Below are 14,409 nucleotides of genomic sequence, written 5' to 3'. Positions count from 1 at the left end.
TGTCTAAACTCACAGGTAAATTACGATATTTGGTTTTTTGTTTTATTTGTGATGGGCAGCATAAAATAAGGCAAAAGCCTGTTTCATCGCGAGCGTTGCAACAATGCTTTGAACAGAACGCATAACCTTGTTTTATTTATCATCTGCGTAAAAATGGGGGAATAACCCTACTGGCTGTTCAGATTTTTCATTTTACAGTCTCTTCCCTGCGACGCGTAAACAAGGTTATCAGCCTTTTTTTATCATTATGGAGAACCTGCTTTGACTAAATTAATTAAAACCATCCTTTTAGGTTTATGTTTGCTTAACACGCCTGGCGCCATGGCTATGGGGTGGCCTGCAAATGATCCCGCTGGAGGCCCTGATCCTGGTTCACGAGAAGCGAAAGCGGCACAGGAGCGTAACGAGCGCAGTACTTCACAGGACCGTAGAAACGCAGATAAACGTAGGGCTGAACTGGAGCGTAAGGTCATGGAGGCCAGTAAGGTTAAAGGAAGCTATAGCGCTGGAAAGTAACGCCCGTAGGGCTGCGGAGGTTCATAATCTGCACGAATTCGTGCCGCCCGCATGTAATGATTGAGGTTCCCCCTTTTAAAGGGGAACCTTTTTTTGTTTAAAACGTGTTATTTATTTAGTTCAGCCAGGCTTAGCCAGGTTTGCACTACGGTATCAGGGTTAAGGGACAGGCTATCTATCCCCTCTTCCATCAGCCAGGCAGCGAAGTCTTCATGGTCTGAAGGCCCCTGACCGCAAATCCCGACGTATTTACCCTGTTTCTTCGCTGCACGAATGGACATCGATAGCAGCGCTTTCACCGCCTCGTTACGTTCATCGAACAGCCCGGAGACGACCCCGGAGTCACGATCCAGCCCCAGCGCCAGCTGCGTCATATCGTTCGAACCGATGGAGAAGCCGTCGAAATGCTCCAGGAACTGCTCCGCCAGCAGGGCGTTAGACGGGATTTCGCACATCATGATGATCTTAAGCCCGTTCTCGCCGCGCTTGAGCCCCTGACGCGCCAGTTCGTCCACCACCGCTTTTGCCTGGTCGACAGTACGCACGAACGGAACCATGATCTCAACGTTGGTCAGCCCCATGTCGTTGCGCACGCGTTTCACCGCGTCGCACTCCAGCGCAAAACACGCGCGGAAGCTGTCAGACACGTAACGTCCAGCCCCACGGAAGCCCAGCATGGGGTTCTCTTCTTCCGGCTCGTACCGTTCGCCCCCGACCAGATTAGCGTATTCGTTGGATTTAAAATCAGACAGGCGCACTATTACGCGTTTGGGGTAGAACGCCGCACCGAGCGTGGCGATCCCTTCCGACAGACGGCCGACGTAGAACGCCTTTGGTGAGTCGTAGCCCTTCATCATCTCGCGGATTTCGTTTTGCAACTTCACGTCCTGGTCGTCAAACTCCAGCAGCGCGCGCGGGTGAACACCGATCATACGGTTGATGATAAATTCCAGGCGCGCCAGACCTACGCCTTCGTTTGGCAGGCAGGCGAAGTCAAAGGCGCGATCCGGGTTACCGACGTTCATCATGATCTTCAGCGGCAAGTCCGGCATGGTATCGACGCTGGAGCTTTGCACGCTGAAGTCAAGGATGTCGGCATACACATAGCCGGTATCACCTTCGGCGCAGGAGACAGTCACTTTCTCGTCGTCCTTCATGCGCTCGGTGGCGTCGCCACAGCCGACCACCGCTGGAATACCCAGTTCACGGGCGATGATCGCCGCGTGACAAGTACGTCCGCCCCGGTTAGTGACAATGGCTGCCGCTTTCTTCATGATCGGCTCCCAGTCCGGGTCGGTCATATCGGTGACCAGCACGTCGCCTGGCTGAATACGGTTCATCTCGCTGATGTCGTGAATCACTTTCACCGGGCCGGCCCCGATGCGATGCCCGATGGCACGGCCTTCCGCCACAATGCTGCCCTGCGCATGCAGCGTATAACGCTCCATCACCTGGCCGCGGGAACGCACGGTTTCCGGGCGCGCCTGTACAATAAACAGCTTGCCGGTATGCCCGTCTTTCGCCCATTCGATGTCCATCGGACGGCCGTAATGTTTTTCTATTTGCACCGCCTGCCTGGCCAGCTCTTCCACTTCGGCGTCAGTCAGCGAGAAGCGGTCGCGCTGCGCCTGCGGCACATCTTCAATCGTGACCTGCTTGCCATGCTCCTGGGTCGGGGCATAGATCATGCGGATTTTCTTTGATCCCATGGTGCGACGCACAACCGAAGGACGGTTAGCCGCAAGCGTAGGTTTGTGTACGTAGAATTCGTCAGGGTTGACGGCCCCCTGGACCACCATTTCGCCCAGCCCCCATGCGGAGGTGATAAACACCACCTGGTCAAAGCCGGATTCAGTATCGATAGAGAACATCACGCCGGAAGAACCCACGTCGGAACGCACCATACGCTGTACGCCAGCGGAGAGCGCCACGCCGCGATGGTCATAACCCTGGTGTACGCGATAGGAGATCGCACGGTCGTTAAACAGGGAAGCGAAAACGTGCTTCACCGCCACCAGCACCGCATCGTAGCCTTGCACGTTCAGGAAGGTTTCCTGCTGTCCGGCAAACGAGGCATCGGGCATATCTTCTGCGGTCGCAGAAGAGCGCACGGCAAAGGAGGCCTGCGCATCGTCAGCGGAGAGCAGGCTGTAGGCATCATGGATAGCTTTTTCCAGTTCCGGCTGGAAAGGTGTGTCGATAATCCACTGGCGGATCTGCGATCCGGCTTTGGCAAGCGCGGTAACATCATCAATATCCGTTTTGTCCAGCAGCTCGTAAATGCGCTGGTTCACGCCGCTCTGGTCTAAAAACAGGTTAAACGCATCGGCCGTTGTGGCAAACCCGGTGGGTACGCAAACGCCCATACCGGACAGATTTGTAATCATTTCACCCAGGGAGGCATTTTTGCCTCCAACTCTGTCTACATCATTCATGCCGAGTTGGTTATACCAAAGCACCAGCGGTGACGAGCCATTGTTGGACATCGAAACAATCCTTTTGTGATATTTGATCGGAGTAAGTAACGCCTGACTTCGCATTTATACTGGCATAATTATGTGCGCTTAAAAAACGGTGAATCGTGTAAGCAATATAAATTTTCAATTTTTCGGACACTTTCCCATCCCACGCTAACCCGATGATTCCTATGGCTTCCAGCGAAAACCATACAAATAGAGCGGCAATCCGGAAAATGAAATACGCTTTTCAGTAAAATTAAAAACACCCTTTCATTTATAATCAGAAGATGTTCTTTAATGCCTGTTTTCGTTTTTTAATTTATGCTTTCAGGCAATTAGATCCGATATTCAGGGTGGATAAAATGGATAATGTTGTCGATCGCCACGTTTTTTATATTTCTGATGGGACGGCGATCACCGCCGAGGTGCTGGGACACGCGGTGATGTCGCAATTCCCCGTGTCGATAAACAGCATCACGCTGCCGTTTGTGGAAAACGAGAGCCGCGCCAAAGCGGTTAAAGACCAGATAGACGCCATTTACCAGCAAACCGGCATGCGCCCGCTGGTCTTCTATTCCATCGTACTCCCCGAAATTCGCGCCATTATTATTCAAAGTGAAGGCTTTTGTCAGGATATCGTGCAGGCGCTGGTCGCCCCGCTGCAGAATGAACTGAAGCTCGATCCCACGCCTGTCGCTCACCGCACCCACGGACTGAACCCGGGCAACCTGATAAAATACGATGCGCGTATCGCCGCCATTGATTATACCCTCGCCCATGACGACGGTATCTCTATGCGTAATCTGGATCAGGCCCAGGTAATTTTGCTTGGCGTATCGCGCTGCGGCAAAACGCCAACCAGCCTCTATCTGGCAATGCAGTTTGGCATTCGCGCCGCGAACTACCCCTTTATTGCCGATGATATGGATAACCTGGTTCTCCCCGCCGCGCTGAAGCCGTTGCAACATAAGCTTTTTGGTCTGACCATTAACCCGGAACGTCTGGCGGCAATCCGCGAAGAGCGCCGCGAGAACAGTCGCTATGCTTCAATGCGCCAGTGCCGCATGGAGGTCGCTGAAGTTGAGGCCCTGTATCGCAAAAACCAGATCCCGTGTCTGAACAGTACTAACTATTCTGTAGAAGAAATCGCCACCAAAATTCTCGACATCATGGGATTGAGTCGCCGAATGTACTAATATGCTAGTACATTAACCGAGTTTCAGTTATCCTGAGGGCATCATCGGGGCGGCATCGTCCCGAACTTGAAATCAGCAGGGATTGGTTTAAGGTGATGCCCATCACTTCCCGGTAGTCTGCCGATGAAGCAAAAAATTTCTGAGATATCCCATGAACAAAACCGACGAACTGCGCACCGCGCGCATTGATAGCCTGGTCACGCCGGCTGAATTGGCCCAACGGCATCCCGTTTCCGCCGAGGTTGCGGAACAGGTGACGGCTTCACGCCGCCGCATTGAAAAAATCCTCAAGGGTGAAGACAAGCGTCTTCTGGTGATCATCGGCCCCTGCTCCATCCACGACCTGGATGCGGCAATGGAATATGCAAAGCGGCTCCAGGGGCTGCGCGATATACATCAGCATCGCCTCGAGATCGTGATGCGTACCTACTTTGAAAAACCGCGTACCGTCGTTGGCTGGAAAGGGTTGATCTCTGACCCGGATCTCAATGGCAGCTATCGCGTGAACCACGGTATTGAGCTGGCGCGTAAACTGCTGTTACAGGTGAACGAGCTGGGCGTACCCACTGCGACCGAGTTCCTTGATATGGTGACCGGACAGTTTATCGCCGATCTCATCAGTTGGGGGGCGATTGGCGCCCGGACGACCGAAAGCCAGATCCACCGTGAAATGGCCTCTGCGCTCTCGTGCCCGGTCGGGTTTAAAAACGGTACGGACGGTAATACGCGCATTGCGGTCGATGCTATTCGCGCGGCGCGCGCCAGCCATATGTTCCTGTCGCCGGATAAGTCCGGCCAGATGACCATCTACCAAACCAGCGGCAATCCTTACGGCCATATCATCATGCGCGGCGGGAAAAAACCGAACTACCATGCAGAAGATATTGCAACAGCCTGCGAAACGCTGGCCGAGTTTGACCTGCCTGAACAGCTGGTCGTGGATTTCAGCCACGGCAACTGCCAGAAACAGCACCGCCGCCAGCTGGATGTATGCGATGAAATCTGCCAGCAGATCCGCAGCGGCTCAACTGCCGTGGCAGGTATCATGGCTGAAAGCTTTATCAAGGAAGGCACGCAGAAAATCGTGGCCGGCCAGCCGTTGGTTTACGGCCAGTCAATTACCGACCCGTGCCTGAGCTGGGATGACAGCGAGCTACTGCTGGAGAGGCTGGCTGCGGCGGTTGATACCCGCTTCTGATTATTTATCCAGAGGCGGCCTTTCAGCGGCCGCCGCTTTTCGCCAAATTTGATCCCGTCCACTATTTTCATAAAAACGCTTGCCGTGAATTTATAGTTTATTGATAATGATTATCATTGTTACATTGATTGTTATTTATATACATTATGTCACCTACGGACAACCGCGCGGCTACGCCAGCAAAAATACATACAGCGCCTTTCCCCGCCCCCAACGATCGCCGAATCGACAGCAAAAGTCTGCTGGGTGATGAAGGGCGGGTCATTATCGAGCATGACGGCCAGCACTATTTACTGCGCCAGACGCATGCCGGAAAACTGATCCTCACTAAATAAACAAAACAGTACGCCAGCCACCCAGGTGACCCCCAGGCAGCCAGCGCTTTCGATTCTAAATGGAGAGTTGCTATGCCACACCTGCATTCCGCGCCTTTACGCCCGTCATTACTGGCGCTGGCGATTGTCAGTTCCTTGCCGGGCGTCGCCTTTGCCGGGGCAGATGATATTACCGTGACCGCTACCGGCAATGCCCGCAGTACCTTTGAAGCCCCGATGATGGTGAGCGTGATTGATACCACCGCAGCGGAAAACCAGACTGCCAGTACGGGTGCCGATCTGCTGCGAAACGTCCCTGGCCTGACGCTGGACGGTACAGGGCGTACCAATGGACAGGACGTTAACCTGCGCGGCTACGACCGCCGTGGCGTGCTGGTGCTGGTTGACGGCGTGCGTCAAGGTACCGACACCGGTCACCTGAACAGCACCTTCGTGGACCCCGCGTTAATCAAACGCATCGAAGTGGTCCGTGGCCCCTCCGCCCTGCTATACGGCAGCGGCGCGCTCGGTGGCGTAATTTCGTACGACACCGTCGACGCAAAAGACATGCTTGAGCCGGGAAAAAACAGCGGCTACCGCGTATTCGGTACGGGCGCGACGGGCGATCGCAGTATGGGTATGGGCGCCAGCGCCTATGGCCGCACCGACACCCTGGACGGCCTGCTCTCCTGGTCCAGTCGCGATCGCGGAGATCTCCGCCAGAGCGATGGCGCAACGGCGCCTAACGACGAATCCATCAGCAATATGCTGGCGAAAGGCAGTTGGAAGTTCGACCCGGCCCAGACGCTGAGCGGCTCCCTTCGCTACTATAACAACGCTGCCCGGGAGCCGAAAAACCCGCAAACCCCTGCAGCGGATAACAGCAGCAACCCAATGACCGACCGCTCCACCATCCAGCGCGATGCTCAGCTTGGCTATACAATCGACCCGGCGGGTAACGAGTGGCTTAATGCCGACCTTAAGGTCTACTGGTCTGAGGCGCGTATCAATGCCCAGAATATCGACGGCAGCGGCGAATTTCGCAAGCAGACCACCCAGGGCGGTAAAGTGGAAAACCGCTCTCACCTCTTCAGCGACGCCTTCGCATCACACTTGCTGACCTACGGCGGAGAATACTCTCGTCAGGAGCAAAGCCCGAGCGGGGCAACCACCGGCTTCCCGGATGCAAAAATCGATTTCAGCTCCGGCTGGCTGCAGGATGAAATCACCCTGCGCGACCTGCCGGTGACGATCCTCGGCGGCACCCGCTACGATAATTATCGCGGCAGCAGCAGCGGTTACGACGATGTTAACGCCGACAGGTGGTCATCCCGCGCGGGGTTAACCGTCAGCCCGACTGACTGGCTGATGCTGTTTGGCTCTTACGCTCAGGCCTTCCGCGCGCCGACGATGGGCGAGATGTATAACGATGCTAAACACTTCTCCATCGGCAACTTCTACACCAACTACTGGGTGCCGAACCCGAACCTGCGCCCGGAAACTAACGAAACCCAGGAGTACGGTTTCGGGCTTCGCGTTGACGATCTGATTCTCGCCAACGATGCGCTGGAGTTCAAAGCCAGCTACTTTGATACCAAAGCGAAAGATTACATCTCCACCACCGTCGATTTTGCTGCGGCGACCACCATGTCCTATAACGTTCCTGATGCCAAAATCTGGGGCTGGGATGCGATGGCGAAATACTCTGCTACTCTTTTCAGTCTGGATGTGGCCTATAACCGCACACGTGGTAAGGATACTGCTACAGGGGAATATATCTCCAGCATTAACCCGGACACCGTTTCCAGCAAGCTCGATATCCCGGTGGCGCAAAGCGGCTTCTCCGTGGGCTGGATAGGCACGTTTGTCGATCGCTCCACCCATATCAGCAGCAGCTACAGCAAACAGCCCGGCTATGCGGTTAATGACTTTTACGTCAGCTATAAGGGCCAGCAGCAGCTTAAAGGCGTCACCACCACCCTGGTGCTGGGTAACGCCTTTGATAAAGAGTACTGGTCACCGCAGGGCATCCCGCAGGATGGGCGTAACGGTAAGATTTTTGTGAGTTATCAGTGGTAACCCCTCGCCCCGCTTTGCCGGGGCATATTCAAAAGGATGAGATTATGAATCACTACACACGCTGGCTTGAACTAAAAGAACACCACCCGGGGAAGTATGCGCGTGACATCGCTGGCCTGATGAACATCAGCGAAGCAGAACTGACCTTCGCGCGCGTCGGCCACGATGCGTGGCGACTGCAAGGCGACATCCGCGCGATTTTAGGCGCCCTGGAAGCCGTGGGTGAAACCAAATGCATCTGCCGCAATGAATACGCGGTTCACGAACAGGTTGGCACCTTTACCCATCAGCACCTTAACGGTCACGCCGGGCTGGTGTTGAACCCGCGGGGGCTGGATCTACGCCTGTTCCTGAACCAGTGGGCCAGCGTTTTCCATCTCAGCGAAACGACCGCGCGCGGCGCGCGTCAAAGTATTCAGTTCTTTGACCACCAGGGTGATGCCCTGCTGAAGGTTTACACCACAGATAACACCGACGTCTCTGCCTGGGGCGAGGTGCTGACCCGCTTTCTCTTAGCCGATAACCCACCGCTGGCGCTGAAGGCTGCGGACACGCCCTCTCATGCTGAAAACGTCGACGGCTCGCTGGTCGATAAAGAGTGGCGCGCCATGACCGACGTGCATCAGTTCTTTGGCCTGCTTAAACGTCATAATCTGAGCCGCCAGCAGGCGTTTCGTCTGGTCGGCGACGATCTTGCCTGCAAGGTTGAAAACAGCGCGCTGAAACAACTGCTGGAAACCGCGCGCCGGGATGGCAACGAGATCATGGTTTTTGTGGGCAACCGTGGCTGCGTGCAGATTTTCACCGGCGCAGTGAAGAAACTGGCGCCGATGAAGGGCTGGCTCAACATCTTCAACCCGACGTTTACGCTGCATCTGCTGGAAGAGACGATTGCCGAAACCTGGGTGACGCGTAAGCCAACCGCCGACGGTCACGTTACCAGCCTGGAGCTGTTTGCCGCCGACGGCACGCAAATCGCCCAGCTGTACGGACAGCGTACTGAAGGTGAACCGGAGCAGAGCCAGTGGCGCAGCCAGATTGATGCCCTGACGCCAAAAGGGCTGGCGGCATGAAAAAATGGGTTGTCCTGCTCAGCGCTCTGCCTCTGCTGGCCTTTGCCTCCGCGCAGGAGAAAATTATCACCCTCGGCGGTGACGTGACCGAGATTGTCTATGCCCTTGGCGCCCAGGGCTCGCTGGTGGCGCGCGACAGTACCAGCCAGTGGCCGCCGGCGGCGAACGACCTGCCGGATGTGGGATATTTGCGCCAGCTCAGCGCGGAAGGGATTTTATCCGTTCGCCCGACGCTGGTGCTGGCGAGCGCCCAGGCACAACCGACCCTGGCGTTAAAACAGGTCGAGCAAAGCCATGTCAACGTCGTCACCGTTCCCGGCAGCCACGATCTGAGCGTGATTGACGAAAAGATCCGGGTGATTGCCGAAGCTATCCACCAGCAGTCGCAGGGTGAAGCCCTCCGCCAGACGCTGCGTGAGGCACTTGCAACGCTCCCCTCGACGCCGCTCAATAAGCGAGTACTGTTTATCCTCAATCACGGCGGGATGACCGCCATGGCTGCCGGACAACAGACGGGGGCAGATGCCGCCATTCGTGCAGCCGGGCTGCAGAATGCAATGCAGGGATTTATCCGCTATCAGCCGCTGTCGCAGGAAGGCGTGATTGCCAGCCAGCCCGATCTGGTGGTAATAGCCCAGGACGGCGTAACGGCGCTGGGCGGAGAAGAGAATCTGTGGTCGCTGCCCGGTCTGGCGCAAACGCCAGCGGGTCGCCACAAGCAGATGCTGGCGATAGACGATATGGCGCTGCTGGGCTTTAGCGTGCGTACGCCAGAAGCTATTCAGCAGCTACGCGCCAAAGCGGAGCAACTGCCCTGATGGCTCAACGTACCCGTCTTTCTCTGTGGATGCTGTCCGCTCTGCTCACCGTGATGACGTTAACGGCTACCGGTTTTGGCGCGTTGCGCCTGCCGGTCAGCCTGCTATGGGATGGCACGGATGCGGCGCTTCGTCAAATCTGGCTCACTATTCGTTTGCCGCGGGTGCTGTTGGCGCTGGTTATCGGCGGGTCACTGGCTTTAGCAGGTTGCGTGATGCAGGGACTGTTTCGTAATCCGCTGGCCGACCCGGGATTGCTCGGGATCAGCAGCGGCGCGGCGCTGGCCGTCGCGCTGTGGGTGGTTATCCCGCTTTCACTGCCCGCGCTGGTGATGCTCTACGCCCCGATGCTTGCCGCGTTTATTGGCGCGCTGGTTGCCACATTCGCCATTTTTATACTCAGCCAGCAGCGTGACAGTTCTCTGTCGCGCCTGTTGCTGGTGGGTATCGCCATCAACGCCTTATGTGGCGCCGCGGTTGGCATGCTCTCGTGGCTCAGTAATGATGCGCAACTGCGTCAGCTTTCGCTGTGGGGGATGGGCAGCCTGGGCCAGGCGCAGTGGTCTACGCTGTTAGCCGTCACCTCGTTGATGGCGCCCAGCGTACTGCTCATCTGGCGGTTGGCCAGCGCGCTCAATTTGCTGCAGTTGGGTGATGAGGAGGCGCACTATCTCGGGGTTGATGTTGCGGTTGTGCAGCGAATTCTGCTGTTGTGCAGCGCGTTGCTGGTCGCCGCGGCGGTGGCCGTCAGCGGCGTTATCGGCTTTGTCGGCCTTGTGGTGCCGCATCTGGTACGTATGTGGTTGGGTGCCGATCACCGGGCCGTGATCCCGGGTTCGGTTCTAACAGGCGCGTCGTTACTGCTGGTGGCCGACACGCTGGCGCGCACGCTGGTCGCTCCGGCAGAAATGCCGGTAGGCTTGTTAACCAGCATTCTCGGTGCGCCCTGGTTCCTGTGGTTGATCTTTCGCCCTGGAGGGCAGCATGGCTGAACGCTACTGTGCGGAAAATATCGTTTTTCAGGCAGGACAACGCACGCTTATCAACGATGTTTCCCTGTCATTATCGCAGGGAGAACTGGTGGCCTTGATTGGCCCCAACGGTGCCGGGAAATCGACATTATTACGGCTACTGACGGGCTATCTCAAACCGGCAAGCGGGTGCTGCATTCTGGCGGGTAAACCTCTCGACGCATGGGATCCGCAGAGGCTCTCGCGTCGCCGGGCTGTCATGCGCCAGAGCGCGCAGCTCGGTTTTGACTGGCCGGTGGAGGCGGTTATCGGGATGGGGCGAGCCCCCTGGACGCGCACCCCGGAAACGGCGGTGGTTAAGGAGGTGATGCATCTCACCGGCTGTTTAGCGCTTGCAGGACGACAGTTTGCGGCGCTGTCGGGCGGGGAACAACAGCGGGTTCAGCTTGCCCGCGCGCTGGCGCAGCTGTGGTCTGAAGGCGCGCCGCGCGGCTGGCTGTTTCTTGATGAACCAACCTCGGCGCTGGATCTCTACCACCAGCAGCATGTGCTGCGCCTGCTGAAATCGTTGACCGCTCAAGGACAGCTTCATGTCTGCGTGGTGCTGCACGATCTCAACCTGGCGGCGCTGTGGGCGGAGCGGATAATGTTATTGCATAACGGCAAGATAGTCTCCCGGGGTACGCCGGAAGCCGTTTTGCAGGCCGATACGCTGGCGCACTGGTATGGCGCGCAAGTTCATGTCGGCAGGCATCCGGCTCACGCCGCACCTCAGGTGTTTCTTGCGCCTTAGCTGGAGCAGCTCACTTCCAGCCGTTTGCCCCAGTCCGGTGGGCGGCTGACGTAATCATCCTCCCGGTCGGCAAAGGGGGTGCGCAACGCCGCGTACAGACGGTGTAACTCGGCGTATTCCCCCTGCTCTGCCTGTTCAATCGCTCGCTGGGCCAGCCAGTTACGCAGCACCATTGCCGGGTTTGCCGCTTTCATGTGGGCCTGACGGGTGACATCATCAACCTGTTCATGCTGCAACCGCGTACGATAAACCGCGAACCAGTCATCAAAGCCCTGTCTGTCAATAAACGCATCCCGCAGCGGTGACGCACTACTCTGCTGCTCCGTCTGGCTGAGTATCCTGAGGGTGCGCGTATAATCGCTTCCTTCATGCGCCATCAGCGCGAACAAGGCGTTGAGAAGTTCATTATCGCCTTTCTCCTGGGTGAAGAGTCCAAGCTTGTTACGCATCAGCGCACCATACTCTCGCAGCAAGACCGTCTGGTAATCGTCCAGCGCATCATTCAGGCCGTCAACGTCAATGAATGGCGACAGGCTTTGCGCCAGACGCTGCAGGTTCCACAACCCGACGGCGGGTTGGTTGTCAAAACGGTAGCGTCCCTGGTAATCCGAATGGTTGCAGATATAACCCGGCTGGTAATCATCCAGGAAGCCGTACGGGCCATAATCGAAAGTCAGCCCCAGAATAGACATGTTGTCCGTATTCATCACCCCATGCGCAAAACCTACGGTCTGCCAGCGGGCGATCGTCGCCGCGGTACGGGCGACAATATCGCCGAACCAGAGGCGATATTTATCCGCCTCATGCTGCAGGTGCGGCCAGTGACGGCGTATGGCGTAATCGGCAAGCAGGCGAACGTTTTCCGGCTGCCGACGATAGTAAAAGTGCTCAAAATGGCCAAAACGAAGGTGGCTTTGCGCAATACGCATCAGCATCGCCCCCTTCTCGATGGTTTCCCGGGCCACCGGGGTGTCGCTGGTGACAATAGACAGCGCCCGCGTGGTGGGGATACCCAGCGCATGCATGGCTTCCGAGGCCAGGCATTCACGCAGGGTTGAACGCAGTACCGCACGACCATCGCCCATGCGTGAATAGGGCGTCAGGCCCGCCCCTTTCAGATGCCAGTCTACCGTTTCGCCGTTGGATAGCTGTTGTTCGCCAAGCAGGATCCCTCTCCCGTCACCCAACTGTCCCGCCCAGACGCCAAACTGGTGTCCACTGTAGACCTGAGCCAGGGGCTTCATGCCTTCAAGAAGCGTTTCGCCGCCCCAGACGCCCGCCCCCTCAGAGGGGTGGAACAGGTCAGGAGGGATCGCCAGTTCATCTGCCAGCGATGCGTTGTGCCAGATAAGACGGGTATTTTGCAACGGTGTGGGCTTAAGGGCGGAATAAAAGCCGGGCAACTCGTCATGCCAATGTGCAGTAAAAGACAGGGTCATATGTCCTCCTGCTTTTAGTGTAGAGGGTTTAGCTAAACTTAAACACGGGCGAAAGCAAGGGTTATCCCTGAACCAGAGTGGTGACGTGTTCTGCAGGGACGGCTGGCCACAGCGCCCCCTGCATGGCGCCAACGTTAAAGGGTATCACGCGCTGTAACAGGCCGTGGTCGTCTATCCCGGAGACAATGACTGACTGGCAATGCGGGGAAATTTGCCAAAGAATGGCGCGCAAAAATGGCTCAAAAGAGAGTTCGCAGGCACGCTGCTGGATAAAACCTTTGTCCAGTATTACGCGTTTAAACAAACCATCATAAACGGCTTTGAGCGAAGCTCCGCCCGCCCCAGCATTGGCTAATACTAATGGAAAATGGATTGCCATTCTCGCCAAATGCAGATCGTCTTTTCCATTATTTAAACCAGGATAACTCTCATTAACGGTTAACTCCACGAAGGGATAACGCTCCAGTAATGAAACAGCGTTCCCTTTCGTTAATAAATACTCAGTAATAACGGGGGTGATATTGATCCACGCAATGAGCTGGTGCTGAATAAAGAACAATTTGCAGGTGTCGAGCAATTGCAATTTCTCATGAAAGAGTAAAAGTTCTTCTGCAGGTGTCAGGCGCGGGATAACCAGATCGGTCGGGATCCTCACGTCGGACCCAACGCCAGTAAAGTTAACCGACAGCTCTAAACCTTTTAGCTCACCGGCGCTATTTCGCGCAGGCTGGAGCAAAAATTCAGACTGGTAGGCATTATCTAGCGTAATAATCATTGCACTCGCCCCGCATTAAAGATGAGAGAGGACATCCTGGAGCAATTGCTGACACAATTCCACAGTCTTGATTTTAATAAGATTAATTTCATTCGTTCCGTATTAACTTTCAGATTTATCCCTGAATCCTAATTAATCTTATCCTGGTTGATGATTAATAGCCAGTTTTAGATAAAACAGACACATACAGACGGATCTAATTCGTCAGAAATTTAACTTTAATCATCTTAATTTTAAAACGGCATGGCGTAATTGTCCCTGTGCCACATAAGCGATGTGTTTGAAGGCCCTAAATGCGGCGCGCCTGCCAGAAATTTTTACGCCAGTACACATTATCCAGCGAAGAGCGCATCACGCCACGGCTGGTCGAGGCGTGAATAAACTGGTTATCGGTGTCATAAATGCCCACGTGTAGACCACTCTCCCCGGATCCGGTTTTGAAAAAGACCAGATCGCCGGGCAATAATTCATCTTTATCGATTTCAGTCCCTATCTCAGCCTGTTTGCGTGTTTCACGCGGGAGCTGTAAATCAAACTTATCGCGGAAGGTCATCAGGACAAAGCCGGAACAATCCACACCACGGCGGCTCATCCCACCGTAGTGGTAAGGCGTGCCACGCCAGGTGCTCAGCTGATCGTTCAGGCTGGCAATGACCGTGATTGAATCTGAAAGCCGCGCATCAGGCGGCGGGGCACGGTGGCTGCTGCATCCTGCAAGAAATAACGCGGCCACCAGGAGAAAACAGAATCGCATTTCCAGACGAATCCTCTGCTTTAT

The 14,409-nt window shown here is 55.8% G+C and carries 13 protein-coding genes; 9 read left to right on the top strand and 4 right to left on the bottom strand.

Going from position 1 to position 14,409, the window contains the following annotated elements; genetic code table 11:
- Window positions 1-261: 261 nt before the first annotated feature.
- A complete protein-coding gene (locus NL510_RS10280) occupies window positions 262-516 on the top strand; it encodes a hypothetical protein (protein ID WP_253384267.1) in 255 nt (84 codons plus the stop codon).
- Between the two features lie 107 nt (window positions 517-623).
- Here NL510_RS10280 and ppsA read toward each other — a convergent pair whose 3' ends face one another.
- Window positions 624-3,002 (bottom strand): phosphoenolpyruvate synthase, encoded by a 2,379-nt coding sequence (gene ppsA / locus NL510_RS10275; protein ID WP_253384265.1) that lies wholly within the window; start codon window positions 3,000-3,002, stop codon window positions 624-626.
- Window positions 3,003-3,337: 335 nt separating this feature from the next.
- Here ppsA and ppsR point away from each other — a divergent pair, with 335 nt between their 5' ends.
- From ppsR to NL510_RS10235, 8 genes are all read left to right on the top strand, one after another.
- On the top strand, window positions 3,338-4,171 hold the full coding sequence (gene ppsR, locus NL510_RS10270) for a posphoenolpyruvate synthetase regulatory kinase/phosphorylase PpsR (protein WP_253384263.1): 834 nt from the start codon (window positions 3,338-3,340) through the stop codon (window positions 4,169-4,171).
- Between the two features lie 151 nt (window positions 4,172-4,322).
- A complete protein-coding gene (aroH, locus tag NL510_RS10265) occupies window positions 4,323-5,369 on the top strand; it encodes a 3-deoxy-7-phosphoheptulonate synthase AroH (protein ID WP_253384261.1) in 1,047 nt (348 codons plus the stop codon).
- Window positions 5,370-5,515: 146 nt separating this feature from the next.
- The gene (gene hemP, locus NL510_RS10260) at window positions 5,516-5,704 is read left to right on the top strand and encodes a hemin uptake protein HemP (RefSeq protein ID WP_253384259.1); all 189 of its coding nucleotides are present in this window, start codon (window positions 5,516-5,518) and stop codon (window positions 5,702-5,704) included.
- A gap of 72 nt (window positions 5,705-5,776) precedes the next feature.
- The gene (locus tag NL510_RS10255; RefSeq protein ID WP_253384257.1) at window positions 5,777-7,762 is read left to right on the top strand and encodes a TonB-dependent hemoglobin/transferrin/lactoferrin family receptor; all 1,986 of its coding nucleotides are present in this window, start codon (window positions 5,777-5,779) and stop codon (window positions 7,760-7,762) included.
- A 44-nt stretch (window positions 7,763-7,806) separates the two neighbouring features.
- The gene (locus tag NL510_RS10250; protein WP_253384255.1) at window positions 7,807-8,835 is read left to right on the top strand and encodes a hemin-degrading factor; all 1,029 of its coding nucleotides are present in this window, start codon (window positions 7,807-7,809) and stop codon (window positions 8,833-8,835) included.
- Entirely contained in the window at window positions 8,832-9,653 is an 822-nt protein-coding gene (locus tag NL510_RS10245) for a heme/hemin ABC transporter substrate-binding protein (RefSeq protein ID WP_253384253.1), read from the top strand. The genes NL510_RS10250 and NL510_RS10245 overlap by 4 nt, the downstream gene beginning before the upstream one ends.
- Window positions 9,653-10,645, top strand: a complete 993-nt coding sequence (locus NL510_RS10240; protein ID WP_253384251.1) for a FecCD family ABC transporter permease — start codon at window positions 9,653-9,655, stop codon at window positions 10,643-10,645. The genes NL510_RS10245 and NL510_RS10240 overlap by 1 nt, the downstream gene beginning before the upstream one ends.
- Window positions 10,638-11,417 carry a heme ABC transporter ATP-binding protein gene (locus NL510_RS10235; protein WP_253384249.1) on the top strand — a complete coding sequence of 260 codons (780 nt, stop codon included), beginning with the start codon at window positions 10,638-10,640 and terminating at the stop codon, window positions 11,415-11,417. Before NL510_RS10240 ends, NL510_RS10235 begins: the two co-directional genes overlap by 8 nt.
- Here the strand turns inward: NL510_RS10235 and selO are convergent.
- The 3 genes from selO to NL510_RS10220 form a co-directional block, all read right to left on the bottom strand.
- The gene (gene selO, locus NL510_RS10230; protein ID WP_253384247.1) at window positions 11,414-12,856 is read right to left on the bottom strand and encodes a protein adenylyltransferase SelO; all 1,443 of its coding nucleotides are present in this window, start codon (window positions 12,854-12,856) and stop codon (window positions 11,414-11,416) included. The two genes, NL510_RS10235 and selO, sit on opposite strands and share 4 nt — an antisense overlap.
- 61 nt (window positions 12,857-12,917) lie before the next feature.
- The gene (locus NL510_RS10225) at window positions 12,918-13,631 is read right to left on the bottom strand and encodes an EAL domain-containing protein (RefSeq protein ID WP_253384245.1); all 714 of its coding nucleotides are present in this window, start codon (window positions 13,629-13,631) and stop codon (window positions 12,918-12,920) included.
- Window positions 13,632-13,920: 289 nt separating this feature from the next.
- On the bottom strand, window positions 13,921-14,385 hold the full coding sequence (locus NL510_RS10220; protein ID WP_253384243.1) for an NlpC/P60 family protein: 465 nt from the start codon (window positions 14,383-14,385) through the stop codon (window positions 13,921-13,923).
- Between the last annotated feature and the right edge of the window lie 24 nt (window positions 14,386-14,409).

Origin of the sequence: unidentified bacterial endosymbiont (assembly GCF_918797525.1) — a bacterium.
Taxonomy (GTDB): Bacteria; Pseudomonadota; Gammaproteobacteria; order Enterobacterales; family Enterobacteriaceae; genus Enterobacter.
Note: the sequence above shows the minus strand (reverse complement) of the source record. Positions and strands in the feature narration are given on the sequence as shown.

Excerpts from the sequence above, each read along its gene's own strand:
- NL510_RS10240 (WP_253384251.1), top strand. The coding sequence starts at position 9,653 with ATGGCTCAACGTACCCGTCTTTCTCTGTGGATGCTGTCCGCTCTGCTC.
- NL510_RS10250 (WP_253384255.1), top strand. The coding sequence starts at position 7,807 with ATGAATCACTACACACGCTGGCTTGAACTAAAAGAACACCACCCGGGG.
- NL510_RS10255 (WP_253384257.1), top strand. The coding sequence starts at position 5,777 with ATGCCACACCTGCATTCCGCGCCTTTACGCCCGTCATTACTGGCGCTG.
- aroH (WP_253384261.1), top strand. The coding sequence starts at position 4,323 with ATGAACAAAACCGACGAACTGCGCACCGCGCGCATTGATAGCCTGGTC.
- ppsR (WP_253384263.1), top strand. The coding sequence starts at position 3,338 with ATGGATAATGTTGTCGATCGCCACGTTTTTTATATTTCTGATGGGACG.
- NL510_RS10220 (WP_253384243.1), bottom strand. The coding sequence starts at position 14,385 with ATGCGATTCTGTTTTCTCCTGGTGGCCGCGTTATTTCTTGCAGGATGC.
- NL510_RS10245 (WP_253384253.1), top strand. The coding sequence starts at position 8,832 with ATGAAAAAATGGGTTGTCCTGCTCAGCGCTCTGCCTCTGCTGGCCTTT.
- ppsA (WP_253384265.1), bottom strand. The coding sequence starts at position 3,002 with ATGTCCAACAATGGCTCGTCACCGCTGGTGCTTTGGTATAACCAACTC.
- NL510_RS10235 (WP_253384249.1), top strand. The coding sequence starts at position 10,638 with ATGGCTGAACGCTACTGTGCGGAAAATATCGTTTTTCAGGCAGGACAA.
- selO (WP_253384247.1), bottom strand. The coding sequence starts at position 12,856 with ATGACCCTGTCTTTTACTGCACATTGGCATGACGAGTTGCCCGGCTTT.
- NL510_RS10225 (WP_253384245.1), bottom strand. The coding sequence starts at position 13,631 with ATGATTATTACGCTAGATAATGCCTACCAGTCTGAATTTTTGCTCCAG.
- hemP (WP_253384259.1), top strand. The coding sequence starts at position 5,516 with ATGTCACCTACGGACAACCGCGCGGCTACGCCAGCAAAAATACATACA.